23 protein-coding genes are annotated in these 24,101 nt (G+C 61.2%); 4 read left to right on the top strand and 19 right to left on the bottom strand.

The genetic code is table 11. The annotated features are described in order from the left end of the window. Window positions 1-69 precede the first annotated feature (69 nt). From ftsH to ruvC, 13 genes are all read right to left on the bottom strand, one after another. On the bottom strand, window positions 70-1,983 hold the full coding sequence (gene ftsH / locus FPZ52_RS07760) for an ATP-dependent zinc metalloprotease FtsH (protein WP_146364903.1): 1,914 nt from the start codon (window positions 1,981-1,983) through the stop codon (window positions 70-72). Window positions 1,984-2,163: 180 nt separating this feature from the next. Continuing rightward, on the bottom strand, window positions 2,164-3,306 hold the full coding sequence (tilS, locus tag FPZ52_RS07765) for a tRNA lysidine(34) synthetase TilS (protein WP_146364904.1): 1,143 nt from the start codon (window positions 3,304-3,306) through the stop codon (window positions 2,164-2,166). Between the two features lie 2 nt (window positions 3,307-3,308). Further along, window positions 3,309-4,133, bottom strand: coding sequence for a tetratricopeptide repeat protein (locus FPZ52_RS07770; RefSeq protein ID WP_146364905.1), 825 nt, complete (start codon window positions 4,131-4,133; stop codon window positions 3,309-3,311). Further along, entirely contained in the window at window positions 4,130-4,639 is a 510-nt protein-coding gene (gene pal, locus FPZ52_RS07775) for a peptidoglycan-associated lipoprotein Pal (RefSeq protein ID WP_146364906.1), read from the bottom strand. The genes FPZ52_RS07770 and pal overlap by 4 nt, the downstream gene beginning before the upstream one ends. Window positions 4,640-4,714: 75 nt before the next feature. Next, window positions 4,715-6,049 (bottom strand): Tol-Pal system beta propeller repeat protein TolB, encoded by a 1,335-nt coding sequence (gene tolB, locus FPZ52_RS07780; protein WP_146364907.1) that lies wholly within the window; start codon window positions 6,047-6,049, stop codon window positions 4,715-4,717. Then, a complete protein-coding gene (locus FPZ52_RS18895) occupies window positions 6,046-7,182 on the bottom strand; it encodes a hypothetical protein (RefSeq protein WP_168201230.1) in 1,137 nt (378 codons plus the stop codon). The genes tolB and FPZ52_RS18895 overlap by 4 nt, the downstream gene beginning before the upstream one ends. Before the next feature lie 14 nt (window positions 7,183-7,196). Further along, the gene (gene tolR, locus FPZ52_RS07790) at window positions 7,197-7,673 is read right to left on the bottom strand and encodes a protein TolR (RefSeq protein WP_146364909.1); all 477 of its coding nucleotides are present in this window, start codon (window positions 7,671-7,673) and stop codon (window positions 7,197-7,199) included. 1 nt (window position 7,674) lies between these two features. Beyond that, window positions 7,675-8,346 carry a protein TolQ gene (gene tolQ, locus FPZ52_RS07795; RefSeq protein WP_146364910.1) on the bottom strand — a complete coding sequence of 224 codons (672 nt, stop codon included), beginning with the start codon at window positions 8,344-8,346 and terminating at the stop codon, window positions 7,675-7,677. A gap of 88 nt (window positions 8,347-8,434) precedes the next feature. Continuing rightward, complete coding sequence (ybgC, locus tag FPZ52_RS07800; RefSeq protein WP_240804322.1) at window positions 8,435-8,845, bottom strand: tol-pal system-associated acyl-CoA thioesterase; 411 nt, start codon at window positions 8,843-8,845, stop codon at window positions 8,435-8,437. Further along, window positions 8,842-9,489 (bottom strand): hypothetical protein, encoded by a 648-nt coding sequence (locus tag FPZ52_RS07805; protein WP_146364911.1) that lies wholly within the window; start codon window positions 9,487-9,489, stop codon window positions 8,842-8,844. The genes ybgC and FPZ52_RS07805 overlap by 4 nt, the downstream gene beginning before the upstream one ends. Before the next feature lie 60 nt (window positions 9,490-9,549). Next, the gene (gene ruvB, locus FPZ52_RS07810; RefSeq protein WP_240804323.1) at window positions 9,550-10,575 is read right to left on the bottom strand and encodes a Holliday junction branch migration DNA helicase RuvB; all 1,026 of its coding nucleotides are present in this window, start codon (window positions 10,573-10,575) and stop codon (window positions 9,550-9,552) included. Between the two features lie 19 nt (window positions 10,576-10,594). After that, window positions 10,595-11,272 carry a Holliday junction branch migration protein RuvA gene (gene ruvA, locus FPZ52_RS07815; protein WP_146364913.1) on the bottom strand — a complete coding sequence of 226 codons (678 nt, stop codon included), beginning with the start codon at window positions 11,270-11,272 and terminating at the stop codon, window positions 10,595-10,597. Beyond that, complete coding sequence (ruvC, locus tag FPZ52_RS07820; protein WP_146364914.1) at window positions 11,269-11,775, bottom strand: crossover junction endodeoxyribonuclease RuvC; 507 nt, start codon at window positions 11,773-11,775, stop codon at window positions 11,269-11,271. The genes ruvA and ruvC overlap by 4 nt, the downstream gene beginning before the upstream one ends. Before the next feature lie 339 nt (window positions 11,776-12,114). Here ruvC and FPZ52_RS07825 point away from each other — a divergent pair, with 339 nt between their 5' ends. Then, window positions 12,115-12,324: a DUF1127 domain-containing protein gene (locus tag FPZ52_RS07825; protein ID WP_146364915.1), complete on the top strand. Its 210-nt coding sequence runs from the start codon at window positions 12,115-12,117 to the stop codon at window positions 12,322-12,324. 117 nt (window positions 12,325-12,441) lie between these two features. Here the strand turns inward: FPZ52_RS07825 and FPZ52_RS07830 are convergent, their stop codons facing one another. Further along, window positions 12,442-13,311 (bottom strand): 50S ribosomal protein L11 methyltransferase, encoded by an 870-nt coding sequence (locus FPZ52_RS07830; RefSeq protein WP_146364916.1) that lies wholly within the window; start codon window positions 13,309-13,311, stop codon window positions 12,442-12,444. A gap of 64 nt (window positions 13,312-13,375) precedes the next feature. Next, entirely contained in the window at window positions 13,376-15,574 is a 2,199-nt protein-coding gene (locus FPZ52_RS07835) for a primosomal protein N' (RefSeq protein ID WP_146364917.1), read from the bottom strand. 170 nt (window positions 15,575-15,744) lie between these two features. Here FPZ52_RS07835 and fsa point away from each other — a divergent pair, with 170 nt between their 5' ends. The 3 genes from fsa to FPZ52_RS07850 are packed head-to-tail and all read left to right on the top strand — an operon-like array spanning window position 15,745 to window position 18,073. Further along, the gene (gene fsa, locus FPZ52_RS07840) at window positions 15,745-16,398 is read left to right on the top strand and encodes a fructose-6-phosphate aldolase (protein WP_146364918.1); all 654 of its coding nucleotides are present in this window, start codon (window positions 15,745-15,747) and stop codon (window positions 16,396-16,398) included. Between the two features lie 41 nt (window positions 16,399-16,439). Then, entirely contained in the window at window positions 16,440-17,156 is a 717-nt protein-coding gene (locus FPZ52_RS07845; protein ID WP_146364919.1) for a DUF484 family protein, read from the top strand. Continuing rightward, window positions 17,153-18,073 carry a tyrosine recombinase XerC gene (locus FPZ52_RS07850; protein ID WP_146364920.1) on the top strand — a complete coding sequence of 307 codons (921 nt, stop codon included), beginning with the start codon at window positions 17,153-17,155 and terminating at the stop codon, window positions 18,071-18,073. The genes FPZ52_RS07845 and FPZ52_RS07850 overlap by 4 nt, the downstream gene beginning before the upstream one ends. Before the next feature lie 34 nt (window positions 18,074-18,107). Here the strand turns inward: FPZ52_RS07850 and ileS are convergent, their stop codons facing one another. The 4 genes from ileS to FPZ52_RS07870 all read right to left on the bottom strand — a co-directional run bounded on the left by ileS (window position 18,108) and on the right by FPZ52_RS07870 (window position 24,079). Further along, on the bottom strand, window positions 18,108-20,999 hold the full coding sequence (gene ileS, locus FPZ52_RS07855; RefSeq protein WP_146364921.1) for an isoleucine--tRNA ligase: 2,892 nt from the start codon (window positions 20,997-20,999) through the stop codon (window positions 18,108-18,110). A 199-nt stretch (window positions 21,000-21,198) separates the two neighbouring features. Continuing rightward, window positions 21,199-22,206: a YcjF family protein gene (locus tag FPZ52_RS07860; RefSeq protein WP_146364922.1), complete on the bottom strand. Its 1,008-nt coding sequence runs from the start codon at window positions 22,204-22,206 to the stop codon at window positions 21,199-21,201. Beyond that, window positions 22,203-22,655: a GNAT family N-acetyltransferase gene (locus tag FPZ52_RS07865; RefSeq protein WP_240804324.1), complete on the bottom strand. Its 453-nt coding sequence runs from the start codon at window positions 22,653-22,655 to the stop codon at window positions 22,203-22,205. The genes FPZ52_RS07860 and FPZ52_RS07865 overlap by 4 nt, the downstream gene beginning before the upstream one ends. A gap of 8 nt (window positions 22,656-22,663) precedes the next feature. Continuing rightward, the gene (locus FPZ52_RS07870) at window positions 22,664-24,079 is read right to left on the bottom strand and encodes a YcjX family GTP-binding protein (protein WP_146364923.1); all 1,416 of its coding nucleotides are present in this window, start codon (window positions 24,077-24,079) and stop codon (window positions 22,664-22,666) included. Between the last annotated feature and the right edge of the window lie 22 nt (window positions 24,080-24,101).

Raw genomic sequence — 24,101 nt, forward strand, 5'->3', positions numbered from 1 at the left:
GTTAAGGTCAAGTGACCCAAAAGAAAACGCCCCGACCTTTCGGTCGAGGCGCATTCACGTCGCGATACATCACGCAGACGGTTCGGGCTCCAGGCCAGACTCATCCGCCTTCGGGCGCGGCTTTGTCTTGGGGACCGCCGTTAGCGAGGGTTTGTCGTCGGACGAACTTCCGTCCTCGTCGTCCCCGCGGTTAAGCGGCTCACCAGCGATCACCTTGGTGATCTCGTTTCCGGTCAGCGTCTCATATTCCAGCAGACCCTGCGCGAGCCGATGCAGATCGTCGTTCTTCTCGGTCAGTATCCGCTTAGCCGTCTCATAGCCTTCATCAACGATCTTGCGGACTTCGGCATCGATCTTTTGCTGGGTCTCCGGCGACGCGTTGGGCGTACCTTGATAATTGCCCAGATAAGACTGCTGTTCGTTCGCATAGTCGATATGGCCCAACTCATCCGAGAACCCGAACTGGGTGACCATCGCGCGGGCAATTTTCGACACCTGCTGGATGTCCGACGCCGCACCCGAAGTCACGTTCTCCTTCCCGAAGATCAGCTCTTCTGCGACCTTGCCGCCCATCGCCATGGCAATCTTGGACTTGTACTTGGTGTACGTGACGGAAAGCTGGTCACGTTCCGGCAGTGACAGCACAAGACCGAGCGCCCGTCCACGGGGAATGATCGTGGCCTTGTGGATCGGATCATGTTGCGGAACGTTCAGGCCGACGATGGCGTGGCCCGCTTCGTGATAGGCAGTCAGCTTCTTCTCGTCCTCGGACATCACCATGGAACGGCGTTCCGCGCCCATCATGACCTTGTCCTTGGCGTTCTCGAAGTCTTCCATCGTCACGAAACGTCGTCCCACACGCGCGGCCATCAGCGCCGCTTCGTTGACGAGGTTCGCCAGATCAGCACCCGAGAAGCCCGGACAACCGCGCGCGATGATGCGCAGGTCCACGTCGGGGCCCAGCGGTACCTTGCGGGCATGGACGCCCAGGATCTTTTCGCGGCCTTTGATATCGGGGTTAGGCACCTGGACCTGGCGGTCGAAACGGCCAGGACGCAGGAGCGCGGGGTCTAGGACGTCGGGACGGTTGGTCGCGGCGACGATGATGATCCCCTCGTTGGCCTCGAAGCCGTCCATCTCGACCAGCAACTGGTTCAGCGTCTGCTCGCGCTCGTCATTGCCGCCGCCATAACCGACGCCACGGCTACGCCCCACGGCGTCGATCTCGTCGATGAAGACGATGCAAGGCGCGTTCTTCTTCGCCTGTTCGAACATGTCGCGGACGCGGGACGCGCCGACGCCAACGAACATTTCGACAAAGTCGGACCCAGAGATGGTGAAGAATGGCACGCCAGCTTCACCCGCAATCGCGCGTGCGAGCAGCGTCTTACCCGTGCCCGGAGGGCCGACCAGCAGGGCACCCTTGGGAATCTTGCCGCCGAGGCGGGAAAACTTCTGCGGATTGCGCAGGAATTCGACGATCTCTTCCAGTTCTTCCTTGGCCTCGTCGATACCCGCCACGTCGTCAAAGGTGACGCGGCCGTGTTTCTCGGTCAGAAGCTTGGCCTTGGACTTGCCAAAACCCATCGCCCCGCCTTTGCCGCCGCCCTGCATCCGGTTCATGAAATAGATCCAGATCCCTATCAGCAGGATAAACGGCAGGAAGGTCATCAGCAGCGCCGTGAAGCCCGACTGTTCCTGCGGACGCGCACTCACAGCCACGTCATTGTCAATCAGGCGCTCGGTCACTTCGGTGCCTTGCGGAACGACTGTCACGTAATCCTGACCGTTACTGCGGAACAGAACTTTTTCACCATCGACCGTTGCGGTACTGACTTCGCCGCCTTCAACTGCTGTCACAAAGTCCGAATAGCTCATGGACCGCGACGACATGGTGGACTGGCCACCACTGAACAGGTTGAACAGCGCGAGGATCAGAAGAAACAGTACGACCCAAAAGGCGATGTTTCTGGCGTTGCCCAAGTGGGATCTCCTTATAACCGTAAGAACAGCGCGACCGGCGCGCAGCGTTTCCGCCTAAAATAGACATCAAGACGCTTAGTTCAATGCGACATCAGCCCACGGAGGTAATCTTCCTTGGTATAGACCGGTGTCGCACTCCAATCTTCAGGATACCCCAGAACCGGCGCGGCCACCAGCAGATCACCTTTCCAAACTGCAGGCGTTGCGATTGCCGAATGAAGCGGTAGCCCAGAAGCTCGCCAATCCGGGGAAATCGGCAAGGCCTACTTCTCCAACCGGCTTCACCTCGATTCGTTCCAACGGTCCTGAAATCCGCCACCGCCCATCCCAAATTGCTTCTGGAACCACTCTGGCGTCAGGTGCCGCAGCGGCTTCGCGCGTGATCCGCCAAGTCTTGCCAGGTGAAAGCACGCAGCCGTGTAGCGTCGCACGTTTTCCCGCGGTCAACCCTGCTTCGATTTCTCGTAGCGTCGACAGACGAGGACGATAGCTGGTGTCGGAAACCAGCTTCAGCGCCCCCGAAAGCAGTCGCCACCGAATCTCTGCGGGTTGAACCATCAACTGCGCCGCATCGAACACCACATCGCCCAAATGGACCTCGGCAATACGCTCCGCGACCGAATTGGCCATATAGCTCAAGGCCTCACGCGCCAATGACATGCGCTCGGCGGTCTGTGACAAGGTCGCAGTATCCAGCCCAAGCTTTGCGAGTTCAGGCATCGACGAACGCATCTTGATACGGTCGAAATGCGGATTGTTGTTGCTGGGATCATCGAGCCAGTCCACGCCCCGTGCGGTAAGATCGTCTCGCAATTCCGCGCGGCTAATTCCCAGCAGTGGGCGTAGCCACATCACCCCCAAGCCGCCGTCCCGGCGCTCAGACATTGCCGCCAGCCCGTCAACACCAGACCCACGCGCCAAGCGCAAAAGGAATGTCTCCGCCTGATCATCCTGTGTGTGCCCGATCATGACGCTATCCAACCGATGCGCTACCGCCCAATCCGCCAGCAACGCATATCGGGCTTCGCGGGCGCGGGCTTGCAGGTTGCTGCCGCCCTCGGCCCGATCCCATTCCAGCGTCTCGTGCGGGAGCCCCAACTCCGCACAAAGGGCCGCAACCTGCACCGCCTCCTGCGCCGATTCGGTCCGTAACCGATGATCCACGGTGGCCGCATACAGTCCGACGCCATTTCGTCGCGCCCAATCCTTCGCCAAGATCAACAGGGCGGTGGAATCACTTCCGCCCGACACCGCGACTCCAAGTGCGGCGGGGGAAGAACCGGCCAAACAACGCTGCATGGCCTGCGCAAACCTGTCTGCCAATGTCAGGGGCAGCTCATCCCCCCAAGGCGTTCCGATGCGCGAGGCGCTGCCGCGGTATCCGGATAACGTTCTTTGACCTGACCTAAAGTCACGCAGGCTTCGCGTGTTTCGCCCAGATCGGACAATGAACGGCCCAGTTGAAACAACGCATCCGCCGCCAGCCCCGGATTGGCATTTTCCGCCAACGAGAAGCTTTCCAGATAGGCGCGACCGGCATTCGCCACATCGCCCACTTCGCGCAAGGCATTGCCGCGATAGAACTGTGCCTCGGCGGCCAGCGGGCTTCGGGGATAGTTGTCTACGAAACTCGTCAGCGCCGCCAGCGCGTCGGCAGGGGTACCCTTGTCGACCAGGCCTAGCGCAGCTTCGAAATCCGATTTCTCGTTCATCGCAAGCTGCGGCTCATTCGACGGTGCTGGCTGAGGAACAGCAACTGCCGGTGCGCTGTTCTCACCACCTAGTGGCGTCGTCTCACCGAGTTGCCCCAGATCACCGCCTTCCAATTCCGTCAGACGAAACTCCAGATCGGAGATCCGGTTCGTCCCGTCATCGACCACGCGATTGATCCGGTTCTCCAATTCCTCGGCTTTGGACGTCATCCGGCGCACTTCGGTTTCCAACCCATCCAGACGCTCAAGCGGCCCTGAGCCGGCGGGCAGGTTTGATACACCGCCGGTCGTGGATAATTCACGCTTCAGTTTCTGTAACTCGACCGACAGGACCGTCAATTCTTGACGAATATCCGCCAGCGTCGCATCACGGTCCTGAGCCGCCGCTGTCAGCGGCAGCGCTACTGCGACCGCAAGAAGAACGGCCCGAAAACTCACGATCCGGCCCCGAGCGACAGCACGGTCACCGCGCGGCGGTTCTTGGCATAGCAGGCTTCTTCGGAACATATCTCAAGCGGGCGTTCCTTGCCGTAGCTGATCGTCTTCAGACGGCTTGGCGCAACGCCTTGGGTCACCAGATATTCCTGCACCGCATTGGCACGACGGGCACCGAGCGCGATGTTATATTCGCGCGTGCCCTGTTCATCAGCATGGCCTTCAATTGTCGCGTTGTAGCTTCCATTGGTCATCAGCCACCGCGCCTGTTCGGCCAGCGTCGCGCGTGCGGCCGGGTTCAGCGTGCTTTCATCGACCGAAAAAAGAACGCGATCCCCAACCGCCTGCTGGAAATACTCGGGCGAACGCGGGTCACCATAAGCGCCCGACCCATAAGCCCCGTTGGCCCCATAGGCACCGGGTTCATTGCCCTGACCAAAACGAGAATTGCTGCAAGCCGAAACCGCAAGCGCGGCGAGAAAAAGAATGGCGGTGGTCTTACGGTTCATGTTTCGCCTCTGCGAAGAGTTATGACGGTTTCGGCACGCACGCTATCAGCCTTCACGCCGGTTGGGAATGCGTCGTCAATCAAGAAGCGGCGACCAAGCGGGGTCGGATGCCGCGCCCGGTGTTGATACACGCTTCAGGTTGCGACCGGTTATGTCTACGGAATAAAGTGCAGTGTTGCCCTGCGATCCAGGTGTCTCGCGCGAGAACATCACGACGCGGCCGTTGGGTGCCCATGTCGGGCCTTCATCCAGAAATGACGCGGTCAGCAGGCGTTCTTCGCTGCCATCCGGACGCATGACCCCGATATGAAACCGCCCCTGATTCTGCTTTGTGAAGGCGATCAGATCACCGCGCGGCGACCAGACCGGCGTGCCATAGCGCCCCTCGCCAAAGCTGATCCGCTGGGCCTCGCCTCCTGCTGCCGGCATCACGTAAAGCTGCGGACTACCGGATCGGTCGCTCTCGAAGACGATCCGGTCCCCTTCTGGCGAATAGCTGGGTGAAGTATCGATGGATGGCGAACTGGTCAATTGCCGCGCGCCGCCTCCATTGATCCCCTGCACGAACAGATCCGTGTTGCCGCTGTTACTTTGCGAGAACAGCACGGACGACCCATCAGGGGAAAAGCGTGGTGAGAAGGTCATCGGTCCGCTCTGCGCCCCGAGCGCCCGTGACTGGAGCGTACTCGTGTCCAGGATATAGATGCGCGGCTCACCACTGGCGTAAGAGGTGTAGACCACCTTTGAACCGTCACGCGAAATACGCGGAGCCAGAACGATCGAACTGCTGTCGGTCAGATAGCTCAAATTGGCGCCGTCATAATCCATCACAGCCAGACGCTTTTGGCGCGCGTCTTTTGGCCCCGCCTCGGAGACGAAGATAACGCGGCTGTCGAAATAGCCGCCCTCGCCCGTAATCCGGCTGTAGACGGCATCCGCGACCTTGTGTGCCATGCGCCGCCAGCTTCCGGTTGATCCCCCGAATTGCAACCCATCGCCTAGCGGAACTTCCGAAAACACGTCGAACAGCCGGAATTTTACACTCAGATTTTCGTCGGACCGCGTGACCTCGCCTGTAACGACACCTTGTGCATTGATTGCCTTCCAGTCGGCGTATTGCAGCGGCGCATTGAAATCAGATACCTGCGAGATGAACGCCTGCTGGTCGATCGCACGGAACAGGCCACTACCTTCCAGATCGTCAATGATGACTTGCGTGATGTCCCGCGCGAACTGTGCCGCGTCACCGCTTCCGGATACAAAGGGCGTAATGGCAATGGGCAGCGGTTCGATCACACCTTCGGTAATCTCGATCCGCAACGGCCCCTGGCCCTGCGCCACCCCCGTAACAGGAGACAACCCTGCAAGAAGGATCGCCGAAATCTTCGCTAACCGTCCGAAAACGTTCATCTGCTACGCATCCTTTCAGGGTTGAATGTCATTTCGATCTCGCGCCATTGCTCGTATTTGTCGGCGGGCAGAGGATAGCCATTGCCCGAACACCGAAGGATAGCACGACGCGCCGTTTCATAGGCTTGCTGGGCCGCAGACTCGGGTCCACCTTCATAAGAGATCATACGCAAACTGCCCTGCACGGGTTTCCCGTCCTGTGTCATTTCCATGCCCACGACCACGGTAACACGCGCGGCGTCGGTGGAAAGGGCAGAAAAATTCCAGCATTGCCCGACGGCCAGACGCAGACCTTCGCGCTCGCCCGAGGTGAGTGGTGGACCGACAGGCGCGTTCGAACTGACAGGCGCGGGATCGCTCGACGACAACGCCTGCGCGACCGCATTGGCGATGGCGTCTGCGTCCTGCTCGGGCTCGGGCTCGGGCTCGGGCTCGGGCTCGGGCTCGGGCTCGGGCTCGGGCTCGGGCTCGGGCTCGGGCTCGGGCTCGGGCTCGGGCTCGGGAGATGGTTCCGGCGCTGGTTCAGCCTCGGCAACAGGCGTCTCAGGTTCAGGTGCAGGCTTGCGGTTCGGGCGCGGCGCTACGCCCGGAGCACGATCCGGCTCCGGTTCCGTTTCAGTGGCTTCCGTTACAATCTCTGGTGCCGCCGCCTCAGGGGCTGCGGCGTCCTGCTGTTCGACCTGTTGAACGGGCTGTTCGGGCGCGATTTCGGGCGTAATCGCTTCTTGCTCCACCTCTGCCGTATCGACGTTCTCGGGGGGCTCCGGCATGGGTACGGGTGCTACGCGATCAACGGGCGGTGGTGGCGCGCCTTCGGGCAGCGGCGGCGGGCTTGCCGCGGCCTCGGCTTCGGGATCCGGTGCAGGCTCGGGTGCATCGGGACGAGCGGTAGGCGTCGGCGCGGCAGTAGGCGGTTCGGGGGTCGTTTCGGCTTCAGGCGCCTCTATCGGTTCCGGCGCGTCCGGTGCCTCAGATTCCGGGGCGCTGGCTGTCAGATCGGCGGACGAAACCAGCGACACGCTGACCGAAGCCGGCAAGGGTTCATCCGGCTGATCCATAAATGGCCAGCCAAGCACCGCACAAAGCAGCAATGCGGCATGCGCGCCGCCCGAGATATAGAGCCCCGTCTTCAATTGGCCCTCGATTTCTAACCGTTGCCGTCGAGCGTGGGGCCGCCCGGCTCGGTCACCAGACCGATCTTGTTGAAACCAGCCGCGTTCAGCGCGCCCATCACCTGCATCACACGCTCATAAGGGATCGACCCGTCCGCACGCAGGAACAACTGATCGTTGCTGCGTTCTTCCATGATCGCCCGAAGACGGGTGACCAATGCATCCGAGGCAACCTCCGTCGTCTGGATCATCACGCGACCGTCTTCGGCGAGCGTGATGGTCAGCGGTTCTTCATCTTGCGTGGGCAATGGAGTCGCCGCCGTTTCCGGCAGCTGGATCGGAACACCTACCGTCATCAGCGGGGCGGCCACCATGAACACGACCAGCAAAACCAGCATCACATCCACGAAGGGTGTGACATTGATCTCGCTCATTGCCTGCGCTTGCACGCGTGACCGCCGGCGCGACCTGCGACCGCCACCTTGCTGCTGTGGTTTGACGGAAGCACCCATGTCAGTCGTCCAGTTCTCGCGACAGAAGCGTCGAGAATTCGTCGGCGAAGGCTTCGTATTCTCCGACGATCCGCGCGCTGTCAGATGACAGCTTGTTGTAGAATATCACCGCCGGGATCGCGGCCAGAAGGCCAAGTGCCGTGGCAAACAGCGCCTCCGAAATACCTGGCGCAACGACCGCGAGGCTTGTGTTCTGCTGCAGCGCGATCTGCTCGAAGCTGTGCATGATGCCCCAGACCGTGCCGAACAGCCCGACGAATGGCGCCGTGGACCCAACGGTGGCCAAGAAGGACAGCCCGCTGGTCAAGCGCTCGGTTTCCTTGGCAATGGCGACATCCATGGTCCGGTCAATGCGCGACGTGGCACCCGGGATAAACCCGCCATCACCGCGAAAGGAGCGGTTGAATTCATCCATCCCCGCCACGAAAATGCGCTCTGACGCCCCGCGCGGCTTACCGCCGATGTCCTGATAGAGACGGTCCAGCGGCTCACCCGACCAGAAGGCACGATCAAACCGCGCCGCGCGACGTTTCGCCCTGCGGTAGGTAAGGTGCTTCTGGATAATGATGGCCCATGCCCAGACCGATGCGGCGAACAGCATCAGCATCACCAGCTTCACGGTCAGTGTCGCACGGGCGAAAAGCGCCCAGAATGAGAAATCGATGGGGTCCATAACTCTGCCTGTATTTCCAGCCGTTCAGCGGCGGCTCTTTTGCAGCCGATTCTATAGCAAAGCCAAGCCCGATGCTATGACAACCGCGTTACCTGACCCAACGCGGCAAAGACTCGCGAAGCGACGCCGGCAAGCGTGCGGGCCGCCCATCGGCACGCAGGCACACCAACTCGACGATCGCGGAGAACAAAAGCCTATCGTCGCGCTTGACGTCTTGCTGCAGCGTGATCCGGGCGCCGGACTGCGCGGCCACTGTCGTCTCAACCGCCAACGCATCGTCGAACCGCGCGGGTGTGACGTAATCCGCCTCTACCCGCCGCACGGCAAACACCAACCCGTCGTCCTGCTTCATTTGCGCCTGATCCAACCCAGCATCGCGGATCATCTCGCTGCGGGCGCGCTCGATGAATTTCAGATAGTTCGCGTAGTAGACGATTCCCGCAAGGTCCGTGTCCTCATAATAGACTCGGCAATGAAACAGGTGCGGCCGGGCGCTCACGCGTTTTTCTCCTGCGGTGCCATCTGGCTGACACGCGCATAAACCCGTAGCGCGTGGGTCGGATCATCGGCGACGGCAGGCAGGACCGGATCATAGGCGGCATTGATCACGGCACCAATGTCGGGTTGCAGGACCGTTTGACCCGAATCAGGTAACACCGCCAATGGCGACCGGTCGGAAAAAGCCACATCCGACCACAACAGCATCGATTGCGCCGCCTGCGCGAGAGCGATGTCTTCGGCCGGAAGTGTCGACATGGTGGGCGACATCCGCACGAAGACGAAGCAAGCTCGAATCGCGCCATTCTCGTCAAATCGAAACAGGCGGTACTGGCTGGCGTCAGCCTTTTCCAGGCGCTGCACTTGCCCGGCAAGATCAGGGACCAACTTGTCGAGATCGGGTGTCTCGGTTAGTTCGGCCCATTCGTTGAAGAAGAATATCATCAGATTGACGCCGAGTTCCGCATCGGTTTCTACGATCTCCAGACCAGCCAGATGCGCGACCGCCTCCACTGCACCCTTCACGATGGACAACGTTTCGTCCTGAACCCCGAACACCACCGGGGCGATCGGACGCCCCCACCGCGCGAAGGCGTAGCTGCCGTCGCTGCGGGTAAACATCGCGCGGATATCGTCGGGTGTCATATCTGGACCTCGCATCTTGCGCGGGCGCTCTAGCAAAGTGACGAACCAGTGGCCAGCGCTTCAATCCTCGAACAGCGTGCCTTGATCCGTTCCGGGTCGTGGCGCGGCAAGTCCCAGATGGGTCCACGCCTTGTGCCCCAGCATCCGTCCGCGCGGCGTGCGCTGGATCAGACCCTGTTGTAGCAAGAAGGGCTCAATCACCTCTTCCAGAGCATCCCTGCTCTCCGAAAGCGCGGCGGCAATGGTTTCGATGCCCACGGGGCCGCCACCATAATTCTCGGCCAGAAGCAGCATGTACCTCCGGTCTGCTCCATCCAGCCCCAACTGGTCGACACCGAGTCGTGTCAGCGCCGAGTCCGCCAGTTCCCGCGTGATCTTCCCATCGCCTTCGACCACGGCAAAATCAACAACGCGACGCAGCAAACGTCCGGCGATTCGGGGTGTACCACGCGCCCGGCGCGCGATCTCCAACGCACCGCCGTCATCAGCAGGCACGCCAAGCTTGCGCGCGCCGCGCGTGACAATCTGGTGCAACTCCTCGACCGTGTAGAACTGCAACCGCGTCGGGATTCCGAACCGGTCGCGCAGCGGCGTAGTCAGCAAACCCAGACGCGTCGTCGCACCCACAAGTGTAAATGGCTGCAAATCGATCCGCACGGTCCGCGCGGCGGGCCCTTCTCCGATCACCAGATCCAGCTCGAAATCCTCAAGCGCCGGATAGAGCACCTCTTCCACCACGGGATTGAGTCGGTGAATCTCGTCGATGAACAACACATCACGCGCGTCGAGATTGGTCAGGATCGCGGCCAAATCACCAGCCTTGGCCAGGACCGGCCCAGATGTCATGCGAAAGTTCACGCCAAGCTCACGCGCGACAATCTGCGCAAGCGTCGTCTTGCCCAGCCCCGGCGGTCCGTAGAACAGCGTGTGGTCCATCGCTTCGCCACGTTGACGTGCCGACTGCATGAAGATCTTGAGGTTCGCCCGCGCCTCGGCCTGACCGATGAATTCATCCAGCGCCTGCGGACGCAGCGCGCGATCTCGATCATCGGGTTGCTCTTCCGGGCTGAGCGTGAAATCGGTCACAGGGCCATCCATCCTTTGCTCACCCCGTCGGAGCCAGTCGTTTCAGGGCCAAGCGGATAAGTTCCGATGTCCCGGCGTCCGGCTCATCACGCGCGGCCTGGGCCACGGCAGTCGCCGCCTCGCCGGGGGTATAACCCAAATTCGCCAGAGCTGACAGCGCATCGGCCTGATCGGCGGCTCGGCTGGGTGCGACCGGTTTTGGTTCATTCTCTACAACGGCTGCGTCGGAGCTTTCCGTCACGGGCAGAACAGCCGATGCCGTTGCGCTTTCATCCTGCCCCGCCATCGCCATCACAGAAGGCGCCTTGTCTTTCAATTCATTTACAACACGTTGCGCGATCTTGGGTCCAATACCCGGCGCAGACTTCACCGACGCGGCATCGCCAAGCGCAATTGCCCGCCCGACTCCTTCAGGACCCAGCACGCCGAGGATGGCCAAAGCAGCCTTCGCGCCGACGCCCTGAACAGACAGCAGCAACCGGTACCATTCCTTCTCCACCAGCGTCTGAAAGCCGTAGAGTTGCAGAAGGTCTTCACGCACCATCAAGTCGGTATAGAGCGATGCAAACCCGCCTTTCGCAGGCAGCGAGGCTATCGTGCGATCCGAGCAGTAGATGAGATAGCCAACCCCGCCCACATCGATCATTACGTGATCAAGTCCGCGATAGGCGAGTTGTCCCGAAATCCGTCCAATCATGCAGATGCCCGACGCAAGGCCGCCTCCAAACGTCCGGAGTTCTGGATATGGAACGAATGGCAGATTGCTATTGCCAAGGCATCAGCCGCATCCGGCCCGTCCAGCACGGCTCCCGGCAATTGCAGCGACACCATATGGCTGACCTGTTCTTTGGCAGCGTGGCCGACGCCCACGACCGCCTTCTTCACGGAGTTGGGGGCGTACTCTCCCACCTCAAGTCCAGCCTGCGCAGGAACCAGCAGCGCGATGGCCCGTGCCTGCCCCAGCTTCAAGGTACCCGCCGAATCACGATTCACAAAGGTCTGCTCGACGGCGGCATGATCGGGTGAAAACCGATTGAGCACATCCGTCAGTTGCTCATGCAGCGCCAGCAGCCGAACCGCCAGTGCACCGCCTCCGGACAGGCAGGTGCCATTCCCGACATGGGACATACGACCGCCGGACACATCTATGATGCCCCATCCGAGACGTCGCAGCCCGGGATCAATGCCCATTATACGCATGTTTCGCCTGCTCTTGTCGCTTTTCCTTGCGCTAGCACGGAAGGAGAACATTTGCAAAACAGAATGCACATCCGCCACAAACACCGGACAGAGCCATGCATCTGCGGCAATTCGCCCTCCGTGACGCTACGGCGTTCAGTCCGGACACCCCTTGAACGCGCTGAATTACTTGCATCGCGTTATTTACAAGGGAGTTTTGCCATGCATCCAGCGCAAGACCGGATTGCAAATTCGTTCGTTGTGACAGCGTCAGCGAGGGACTATCTGCCTCCGTGAAGACGAAACGATGCTGCATCTGCACAATGTTTCGCCAAGTTGAGAATTACGAGGAAAACAAACATGGCTACCCTTGACACAACTCCGGTTATCAACGCCGCACCTGAATTCAACCGCAACCCGTTCGCACGTCTGATCGACGCTGTAATTGCATGGAACCAGACCCGCGTTACCCGTGACGCTCTGTCCCGTCTGAACGACCGCGAACTGGCTGACATCGGCCTGAGCCGCAGTGACATCGAATACGTTGCACGTCACGGCCGCCAAGGCTGAATATATGCTTCACGACTCCCTCCCTCGCGTGAAGCGAGACGGCCGCCAGATTTGATCTGAGCGGCCGTTTCTCTTTTATGGGGGACCGGCCCGGCGACTGGCCGCGGTCTTCGGAAATCAAGTACGCTTCATCGTCAGCGTGGACCATTCCCCAATGTCTTCCCGACGATGAAGGTCGAACCCGGCCACACGATAGGCCGCATCGACCTCGTCCGCTTGCTCGACCAGCAAGCCCGACAAGATGCAGTATCCGCCCGCTTGCAGGCTGCGCGCCATGTCCGGTGCCAGATCGATCAGCGGCCCCTTCAGGATATTTGCGAAAACAAGGTCGAACCGGCCTTCGCCATCCAACTCCGGATGATCGAACCCCGCCGCTTCCACGCAGCGGACACGATCCCCCAGGCCGTTGCTCGCAGCATTCGCCTGCGCAACCTCGACCGCGACCGGATCAATGTCGCTTGCCAGGACCGAGAACGGCCAGATTTTCGCCGCCGCCATCGCGAGAACTGCTGTACCGCAACCGATATCCGCGACCGACGCACCCTCGAACCCTTCCGCACTCAACGCGTCCAACGCCTTCAGGCAGCCGAGCGTCGTGCCATGGTGCCCAGTGCCGAACGCCATAGCCGCCTCGATCAACAGCCCGATACGATCCTGCGGCAGCTTGTCGGCATCATGGCTTCCATAGACGAAAAACCGGCCCGCCTCGACCGGGCTGAGTTCACGCTTCACCTTGGCAACCCAGTCCGTTTCGGGCAGTTCCGACACCGTGAACGGCTTCGCACCATGCGCGGCGGCCAGCAAGTCAAGCGCTATCCCGTGGGGCTCCTCGACGAAATAGGCTCCCACTTCCCAAAGGCCGGACCCGTCCTCGATCTCGAAAACGCCGACACCCGTAGGCTCCGGCGTCAGGTTCTCCAGCGTCTCCCCCAAAGCTTCAGCCTTGGCCTTCCCCTCAAGTGTCGTCAATGCAGTCCAAGTCGGCATAGCTGCTGCTCCCAAGTGATTGCACGGCGATTAGCCCTCGCTCGCCATGCGGTCAAGCCAAGCGCTATAGGAAGCTTTGCGGATCGATATCGACAGAAATGCGCAGACTACCACTCACCCGAAACTGCGCCAGCCATTCCCGCAGCGCAGATTGCAGCGGTGCGTTCTTCGCAGCCTTGACCAGCAAGCGCACCCGGTGGCGGCCGCGGATGCGGGCGATCGGCGCGGGTGCAGGGCCATAAAGCTCAGCTCCAATGCGGTCCAGAGCCGCGCGTTGGCGCGCCATGACATTGCCGAATTCGAACACCTGCGCCACATCGGTAGAAGACAGGATGATGCCAGCCATACGACCGAAGGGTGGCATCCCCAACGCCTCGCGCTCATCCGCCTCCGCCTGCCAGAAGTCTTCTTCCGCACCCGACAGGATTGCGCGAACGACCGGATGCTCGGGCTGGAAGGTCTGCAGCAGCGCGACACCCGGGCGCTCCGCGCGGCCGGCACGTCCCGCAACCTGCCGCATCAACTGAAAGGTCCGTTCTGCGGCGCGCATGTCGGTACCCTGCAGCCCAAGATCCGCGTCGATCACACCAACGAGCGTCAGCAGCGGGAAGTTGTGGCCCTTGGCAACCAGTTGCGTGCCGATGATGATGTCCGCCTCACCCGCTGCAATCGCTTCGATCCGTTCCTTCAAGGCATGCGCCGAGCCAAACAGATCCGATGACAACACCTCGACCCGCGCATCCTGGAAAGCCTGCACCGCTTCTTCTTGCAAGCGTTCTACCCCCGGCCCCACCGGCGCGAGCTTGCCCTCGACCTTGCAGGACGGACAGACCTCCGGCAAGGCAATGCTCTCGCCGCATTGATGGCACATCAGCCGTTTCTGAAAACGATGTTCCACCATCCGCGCGTCGCAATGCGGACATCCGATCTGGTGCCCGCAGGCGCGGCAAACCGTGACCGGCGCATAGCCGCGACGATTGAGAAACAGCAGCGACTGCTCCCCGGCCTCAAGCCTCTTGGTCACGGCGGCGCGCAGGCTGGGAGAAATCCACGAGCTGGACGGCATGTCTTCGACACGCATATCGAGCGCAGCCATTTCAGGCAGAACAGCGGTCCCGAAGCGCGCAGTCAGGTCCACCCGCCTGTACTTGCCCGCTTGGGTGTTCTGCCAGCTTTCCAGCGATGGTGTGGCAGACGCAAGAACCACCTGTGCCTTGCAGATCGACGCCCGCAGCACAGCCATGTCGCGCGCATTGTAAAGGACGCCGTCTTCCTGCTTGTAGGAACTGTCATGTTCTTCATCCACAACGATCAGGCCGAGATTCTGAAACGGCAGGAACAACGCGGACCGTGCCCCGACGACAAGTTGCGCTCCACCTTCCGCCACCATACGCCAGCAACGTCGCCGCTCGGTCATCGTGACACCGGAATGCCATTCAGCAGGCTTTGCGCCAAAACGCGTCTCGACACGCGTCAGGAATTCCGACGTCAGCGCGATCTCGGGCAACAGGACCAAGGCTTGCCGCCCCGCCTCCAGACAGGCGGCGACCGCTTCCAGATAGACCTCCGTCTTGCCCGATCCGGTCACACCTTTCAGCAAGGTCGTCCCGTAGCTGCCCTTCGCAATACCGTCCTTCAGAAGATCTGCCGCCTGCGCCTGATCATCGGTTAACGGCTTGCCCGGCAAGGCAGGATCAAGTTGCAGATAGGGGCTGTCGCGCGGTGTCTCGACCTCGTCAATCGCGCCTTGCTTCACCAGCCCCTTGATGACGGAATTCGAAACGCCGGCTAAGTCACACAATTCACCGATCGCAAGCAACTGCCCATCCGACGCGTCCAACGCATCCAGAACCCGCATGCGGGGTTCGGTCACCCGATCCGGCTCGCCCGCCCCCCGTCGCAAGACCCGTCGCATGGACGGGCTGTCACCCAACCCCGGTGTCCGCGTCGCCAACCGAAACATCGCCGTCAAAGGCGTCAGGGTGTAATCCGCCACGCGTTGAAGAAAGTCCCGCATCTCCGCGCGCATCGGCGGCACATCCAGAACTTCGGACACCGACCGGATTTTCTTGGGGTCGAAGCCGCCCTGACCGCTGCCCCAGATCACGCCCGTCACCTTGCGCGGACCGAGCGGCACAATCACAAAGGCCCCTTCGAGGCATCCGCCCGCCGGCGCCTTGTAGTCCAGCAAGCGATCCAGCGGTTGAGCTGTCAGAACCGAAACCAGCGAACCTTCAGGGAAGGATATCGAACCGTCATTCATGCATCGGTCGATCTGAATTGTGCGTTCGGCGGGGCTTCGGCATCTTCGTCATGGCAAATGTTTAGGAAGCCGGGCGCTCAGTGTAAATCCCTACGCGTAGCGGGGCTTTTGCCTGCGCCCAGTTTGGGATAGACCATGCTCGAACGCTCACCGCCAAATCGAGAGAATCCATGAAATTCTTCGTAGACACCGCCGATATCGACGCAATCGCCGAGCTCAACGACCTGGGCATGGTCGATGGCGTCACCACCAACCCGTCGCTAATCCTGAAATCGGGCCGCGATATTCTGGAAGTCACCAAGGAAATCTGCGATCTGGTCGAAGGTCCGGTCAGCGCCGAGGTTGTCGCGCTGAAATCCGACGAGATGATCGCCGAAGGTCGTAAGCTGGCCGAAATCGCGGACAACATCACCGTCAAGGTTCCGCTGACATGGGACGGCCTGAAGACTTGCAAGGTTCTGTCGAGCGAAGGCAAGAAGGTCAACGTCACGCTGTGCTTTTCCGCCAACCAGGCGCTTCTGGCCGCAAAAGCAGGTGCGACCTTCATTTCTCCGTTCATCGGCCGTCTGGACGACATGAACCTCGATGGCATGGAACTAATCGCCGACATCCGCGAAATCTATGACAACTACCTGTTCGACACGGAAATCCTGGCTGCTTCCATTCGCACGGTGAACCATGTCAGCGACGCCGCAAAAATCGGCGCCGACGTCATCACCGCGCCGCCCGCCGTCATCAAGAAGTTGGCCGAGCACCCGCTGACCGACAAAGGGCTCGATGCCTTCATGAAGGACTGGGAAAAAACGGGACAGAAGATTCTGTAAATGTTAAACTGCCTCAAAACATAAAGCTTTGAGGCAAGAGCATGAGCACTCCCGAAAAAGGCGGCGACGCAAATGTGTCGCTGCGCGAGGCAATCCTGTCGGACCCCGTTGCAGTCTTGGAGGACCGCCAGATCCTTGAAGCGCTGGTGCGCGCTCAGGATGCCACGCACGGATCAAATGTCGTTGATCTTCGCGGCCTCGCCATGGCGCGGCTGGAAACCCGGCTGGACCACTTGGAAGAAACCCATCAAACCGTTGTCAGCGCGGCCTATGACAATGTCGCCACCACACGTCAGGTGCACCGTGCGATCTTGGCGATGCTGGAACCGCTGACCTTCGACGCGTTTATCCGCGCCCTTGACTCCGAGATCCGCGACTGCCTGCGACTACGCGCCGTCCGCCTGGTGCTGGAAACCGCGACACCCGATGATGAACATGGGTTCTCTGGCGACAGCGCAACCGTCTCGATCGTGCCGCGGGACTTCATCCTGAACCTGCAAGCGCAGGGTCGCAAAGCCCAACCCAGCGAAATCATTCTGCGTCAGGTCAATCACGGCCTGCCCACGGTCTATGGGGACGCCGCTGCCGATATCCGTTCCGAAGCGCTGGTGCAGATCAATCTGGGCGACGCTCGACTACCCGCCCTGCTGGTGCTCGGCTCGTCGCATCGGGATCATTTCTATCCCGGTCAGGCGACCGATCTTCTGGATCTGTTCAGCAAGGTCTGTGAACGGCTGCTGCGCAGCTGGCTGGCGTGAGCTTCCTGCCACCCGCGACGTCCGACCTGCTGCAGCGCTGGCTGACATCCATCGCTGCGCTGGACGACGCGTCCGATGCGACAACGGAGGCTTATCGCGCGGATCTGGTCCGTTTCTTCACCTTCATGAATGGTCATCTGGAAGAACCCGCCGCGCCCGGGCCGATTCAGTGTATCGGCATCACGGATATGCGCGCCTGGATGGCGTATGAGCGCGACCGCGGATTGTCGGCCCGTTCGCTCGCCCGTGCGCTGTCTGCCGTCAAAAGCTTCTACCGCTGGTGGGCTGAGCACGAACCCTTCGACCCGACCGCCATTCTGTCCACGCGCAGCCCACGCTTCAAGCGTAAGCTGCCCCGCCCGCTTGATGAGGCCTCGGCGAGGAAGATGCTGGAAACTGTCGAACTGCAATCCACAACCGGATGGGCCGCTGCGCGTGACGTTGCGGTCGTCACCTTGCTTTACGGTTGCGGACTGCGGATATCCGAGGCGTTGGGGCTTAAAGGCCGCGACTACCCATTGCCCGACATGCTGCGGGTCACGGGCAAGGGCAACAAGGAACGTCAGGTGCCGGTGATCGAAATCGCCAAACGTGCGCTCGACCGCTATGTTCGGATGTGCCCCTATGAGCTGACGCCCACTGGTCCGTTGTTCATGGGTGTGCGCGGTGGGCAGCTTTCGGCTTCGATAGTTCAGCAATCTGTCCGAAAATCGCGCATGCAGCTCGGTCTGCCTGAAACCGCCACCCCGCATGCGCTGCGCCATAGTTTCGCAACGCATCTGTTGAACCGCGGCGGCGATCTGCGCAGCATTCAGGAATTGCTGGGGCACGCATCGCTCAGCACGACAGAGGCATACACATCTGTCGATGCCGCACGGTTGATGGAAATCTATTCCAAATCCCATCCCCGCGCGTGACCTGCCCGCGCATACCGCGCGGGCAGGCCTTCGATTACAGACCTTCTTCGTTCAGAACCTCGTCACAGCGACCGCAAACGCCCGCATGGGAATGCGTTCCGACATCCGGCAGGATCTTCCAGCAGCGGTCACATTTCTCACCCTGGGCGCGTGCAAAGACGACCGCGACACCGGGAACTTCGTCCAGCGTGAACGCCCCCTTCGGCGCCACGTCGGTGGTCAGCGTGATCTGAGAGGTGATGCACAGATCGGCAAAGCTGTCCGCGTCGATCAGCGCAGCTGTCTCGGCGGGCACATGGACGACGGGGGCCGCTTCCAGCGACGCGCCGATGGTCTTGCTGCGACGTTCGATTTCCAGCGCACCGGTTACGACACGGCGTACGGCACGGCGCGCTTCGGTGCGCGTCCACAGATCATGATCGATCCATGATTCCGGCAACACCGGCATGTCCTGCAGGTGGACGGAGCTTTCCTCGCCGGGGAAGCGTTCCAGCCAGACCTCCTCCATCGTGAACACCAGTACCGGCGCCAGCCATGTTGCCAGGCTGTGGAACAGTGTGTCCAGAACCGTCAGCGCAGACCGACGGCGCAAGCTGTCGTCACCATCGCAATACAACGCATCCTTGCGGATATCGAAGTAGTAGGACGACAGGTCGATCGTCGCGAAGTGGAACACCGCCTGGAACACGGCCTGGAAGTCGTATTCGTCGTAATGCTTGCGCACGAGACGGTCCAACTCCGCCAGCTTGTGCAAGATCGCGCGTTCCAGCTCCGGCATCTCGGCATGCGGCACGCGCAGCTCTTCGCTGAAATCGCCAAGGCTGCCGAGCATGAAGCGCAACGTATTGCGCAGGCGACGATAACTGTCGGCCACCCCTTTAAGGATCTCCGGTCCGATCCGCAGATCGGCGGTGTAATCCGACTGAGCAACCCACAACCGCAGGATATCTGCCCCATACTGTTTGATGACCTGCTCCGGCGCAACCGTATTGCCCAGCGATTTGGACATCTTCATGCCTTTCTCGTCGAGCGTGAAGCCATGTGTCAGCACGCCGCGGTACGGCGCACGTCCCTTCGTGGCGGATGCCTGCAGAAGCGAGGAATGGAACCAGCCGCGATGCTGGTCAGTACCTTCCAGATAGAGATCCGCGATGCCGTCCGCACTTCCATCTTCGCGGTCGCGCAGCACGAAGGCATGGGTCGAGCCGGAGTCGAACCAGACATCAAGGATATCGGTGACTTTTTCCCAGTCGCTGGCATCATAGTCACTGCCCAGGAACCGCGCAGCTGCATCGTCACGGAACCAGGCATCCGCACCTTCCGCCTCGAACGCGTCCCTGATCCGCGCATTGACCTTGTCGTCGCGCAGGATCTCAACGCGTCCTTCACCCAGCCGCTTGACGAAGCATGTCAGCGGAACACCCCAGGCGCGCTGGCGCGACAGCACCCAGTCAGGCCGCGCCTCGATCATCGAATACAGGCGATTGCGGCCTGTTTGCGGCGTCCACTTCACCAACTGGTCGATGGAGGTCAACGCACGTTCGCGGATCGTCGCACCGTAGTCGTCCATCCCGTCATCGAGCGGCTTGTCGATCGCGGCGAACCATTGCGGTGTGTTGCGATAGATCACGGGCGCCTTGGACCGCCAGCTATGCGGATAGCTGTGGGTCGTCTTTCCACGCGCGGCCAGCGCGCCGGCTTCGACCAGCTTTTCGATGATCGCCTTGTTCGCCTTGCCTTCCTTGCCCTTGTGATCGAACACCTTGAGACCGGCAAAGAACGGAACATGTTCAGCGAATGAGCTGTCTTCCAGCACATTATGCGTCATCCGGTCCACCAGCCCGTTCTTGACGAACAGATCGTAGTCATCCGCACCATGGCTAGGCGCGGTATGAACAAAACCCGTGCCCGCATCATCGGTGACGAAATCGCCTTCGAGCATGGGGACGTCATAGCCCCAGTAACCGTCGGCACCGGCCAGCGGATGCTTGAGGATCGCGCCTGTAAAGTCGGGCGCATCGGCCACGCGCTCATAGGCTTCGACGCGAGCAACCTTCATCACGTCCTCGGCCAGTGGGTCGGCCAGAACAACGGTTTCACCCACCTTCAGCCAGTTGTCCTCACGCGCCTCGGTCACGCGGAACAGGCCGTAGGAAATACGGCTTGAGAACGCGACACCGCGGTTCGACGGGATGGTCCAGGGCGTTGTGGTCCAGATGACCACCTTCGCGCCATCAAGCGCCGGATCGCCGCTGGCCACCGGAAATTTCACCCAGATCGTGTGGCTGGTGTGATCCTTGTATTCGACCTCGGCCTCGGCCAGCGCGGTCTTTTCGACCGGCGACCACATGACGGGCTTTGACCCCAGATAGAGCGATCCGTTCATGACGAACTTCATGAACTCATCCGCGATCACCGCCTCGGCGTGATAATCCATCGTCAGATAGGGATTGTCCCATTTGCCGGTGACGCCGAGACGCTTGAATTCATCGCGCTGGATATCGATCCAGCCTTCGGCGAACTTCCGGCACTCCTGGCGAAAATCGAGGACCGACACCTCGTCCTTGTCCTTGCCCTTGGCGCGGTACTGTTCCTCGATCTTCCACTCGATAGGTAGGCCATGGCAGTCCCAGCCGGGAACATAGCGCGCATCGCGCCCCATCATCTGCTGGGACCGCACGACCATGTCCTTGAGCACCTTGTTCAGCGCGTGGCCGATATGCAGGTGTCCGTTGGCGTATGGCGGGCCATCATGCAGGATGAACGGCTTGCGATCCCCCGCACCGTCGCGCAGGCGGTCATAGACCCCAAGCTTTTCCCAGCGCGCCAGCCAGTCGGGTTCGCGCTTGGGCAGCCCCGCGCGCATCGGGAAATCGGTTTTGGGCAGGTTCAGTGTATCTTTGTAGTCGGGCGTTTCAGACGACATGGGTCAGCGTCCTTGAGAACGTGGAAATCTTGGGGTGATGCGGCGGCGCGTCAGGTCATACGCCTTGTCCCGGCGGCTCGACAGTTCAGAGCGCCGGGCTGGTAATTCGCGGAATAATCGCAAAGCCATGTATCATCATGCGCGCGGTTATAGGCGCAGCCAGATGGATCGTAAAGCCCGTGCAACGCCGTGCAACGCGTCAATCGCCAGTCGGGAACAGGCCCGTTAACGCCCGCTTGACGAGACTTGTGACGCGGGGGCGTTCCGAGCGGATGAAAGGCAAGGGGCGACAAACCTCGATTGCAGCCACACCAACCCGTGCGGTCAGGGCACCGTTGACCACACCTTCGCCAAAGCGACGGGACACGCGGCTCAGAACGCTCCCGCCCGCAACCGACCCGATCAGGTCATCTCCGACAGCGACCGCCCCCGTTGCAACCAGATGTGTCAGCACAGCCCTGGTCAGCCGCCAGGTCCCGAGCGTGCCGGACCGTCCCCCATAGATTTCCGCAATCCGCCGGATCATGCGCATATTCGATGTCAGCGCCGCAAAGACATCCGCGAAGGCCAACGGCACCAACGCCGTGACGGCCGCGACCTGCCGTGCGGCGGCCTCGACCTCGCGGCGAGCCTGCGCATCGAGCGGGATCAAAAGATGTGTTTCGGCCAGAGCCAGGGTCGCATCCGCGTCGAAGCTGTCTGACAGCCGCGACTCCATATCTTCGGTCTCCCAGCGAAGTTCTGGCCGATGGCGATAAAATTGCTGCAAGCGCTCCGCGATTTTCCGCGAGGCTGCCAGATCGTGATCGGCCAGAGCCTCCGTGGCCTGCGCGTGCACCTTGTCCAGCCGCGCAAGCCGCGCAAAGGCCGATAGTTCCTTGATGACAAGGACCAGGCAGACGAGCGCGAAAGCAACAAGCAGGACGGTCGCGATACCGCCGAGGACCGGATTTGACGCGAGCAGCGCTCCGACCCATGCCCAAAGCGCGGTCGTAGCCAGAAACAGGACGACCGCCCCCAGCAGCCCCCAGAACCACCGGGCGAGGACGCTGCCCCTACGACTGGCTAGCATCGCCAGCCGCTGCATCGCAGCCGCGTCGCCTCCTGGAATGCCTTCGTCAGGAACGGGCGGCGCGTCGCCGGGCGTTTGCTGCAGCTCGTCCTCTTCGACGTCAAACAGAACGGGACCCTTGCGTGTATCGGTCATGACCGTGCCTCCTGTCCCTGTGCGTCGCGCATCCAGCGCATCCGCATATCCGGAAGCCTTTCCTCATTGTCTTGCCCGCCAGTCCGGAGAACCTCCTCGAAACCTGCCCGACGGTAGAACCTGATGGCCGACGCGTTCGCCTGAAATGTCCACAACTCCAGACACGCGCGGCACGTCTTGGCATGATTCAGAAGTTGCGAGCCGATACCCTGACGTCGCGCGGAACGTGTTACATAGAGTGCGTCGATCTCATCCCCGCGCAGCGCTATGAAACCCGTGATCCTCTCCGCGTCTTCCGCAATCGTGACCACTCCCTCTGCGATGAGACCCGCACAAAAGTCTCGGTCCTCGTCGACCGTATGCAGACGCGGCATCCACGGCGTCGTATCTATGAACTCCGACAGTATGTCCCCAACCGCCGGGGTGTCGGCAGGGCTAGCTTTTCGCAACAAGACCATCACAGCCGGTCCCCGAACAGGAACTGCGCGGCCCGGTCCAGCCGAATATGCGGGGGCCCGTCTCCCGGACGCGTAGAAAGCGGTGCGGGCGCGAACTTCATGAAAGAGTATTCCGCATCCAACCATTGCTCTGCCCCTTCCCGCGCGGGAGCCAGAAGGCGATTGGGGTCGGACGGCAACTCCCCGGGATAGAAGGCAGCCTGCTTGCCAGTCTCCAGTAATCGCCCGCGCACGACATTCAACGCCTTTCCGCTATGTTCGCGTGTTTCTTCAACAGTCGCCCGCAGGGCCGCCAGCGACATGGCTGCAGTTTCGGCCCCGGCAAAATCCGCCCGATCGCGGGCATCGCGGGTCAGTGCCTCCATGATCGCTGTCAGCTGAGGATGCTGCGTGTGATGCAGGTGGTCTGCCTTCGTGGCCGCGAACAGGATCTTGTCCACCCGCTTGCCGCCAAGCAGCGAAGTCAGCATACTGTTGCGCCCGGGCCGGAACGCACCGAGCACCTCCGCCATGGTCCGGCGCAGATCCTCCACCGCCTTCGGCCCGGCATGGATCGCCCCGAGCGCATCCACCAAAACCACCTGCCGGTCGATGCGCGAGAAATGATCGCGGAAGAACGGGCGGACGACCTGTCGCTTATAGGCATCGTAGCGCCGTTCCATTTCGCGCCAAAGCGTCCCGCGGGCGGCTTTGTCTTGGGGCAGCAGCGGCGCAAACGTCAGAACGGGCGACCCAGCAAGATCACCGGGCAACAGGAACCGACCGGGCGTACAATCGGAAAACCCGGCCTCTCGCGCCGCATGCAGATAAGCAGTGTAGTTCTGCGCCAAAGCTTGTGCCTGCGGCTCCTCAAGCTTTGTGTTGCCATCGGTTTCTCGTGCCAACGACATGAAATCACGGGCAAGCGGCCGGTCGGCGATGCGATCCAGCATCTGCTGAGACCATTCGCTGTAGCTCCGCGACAGAAGCGACAGGTCCAGAAGCCATTCGCCGGGATAGTCGACTATATCCAGATGTACGGTTCTCGGCCCTGAAATCCCGCCCAGCAAGCCCCCTGACCGCAGCCTGAGAGACAGACGAAGTTCCGAGATCGCACGCGTGCTTTCCGGCCATTGCGGATCGGATCCGGTCATCGCGGCCAGGTGGGTTTCGTAGTCAAAGCGCGGAAGCGTATCGTCGGGTTGCGGCTGGAGGAAGGCGGCAAGCACCCTGCCTTGCGAAACGGCAGCAAGCTGTGCCATCCGGCCCCGATCAATCAGATTCGCAACCAGCGACGTGATGAACACCGTCTTGCCCGCGCGGCTCAGTCCCGTGACGCCGAGACGCACCACCGGTTCAAAGAAGGTTTCCGACACCGCGGCACCCGCGTTTTCTACCCGCCTCGTCAAATTGTCCGCGATCGTCCCTAGCACCACTGCCCGTTTTCCTCTCAGTTTC

This window comes from Qingshengfaniella alkalisoli, assembly GCF_007855645.1.
Taxonomy (GTDB): domain Bacteria; phylum Pseudomonadota; class Alphaproteobacteria; order Rhodobacterales; family Rhodobacteraceae; genus Qingshengfaniella; species Qingshengfaniella alkalisoli.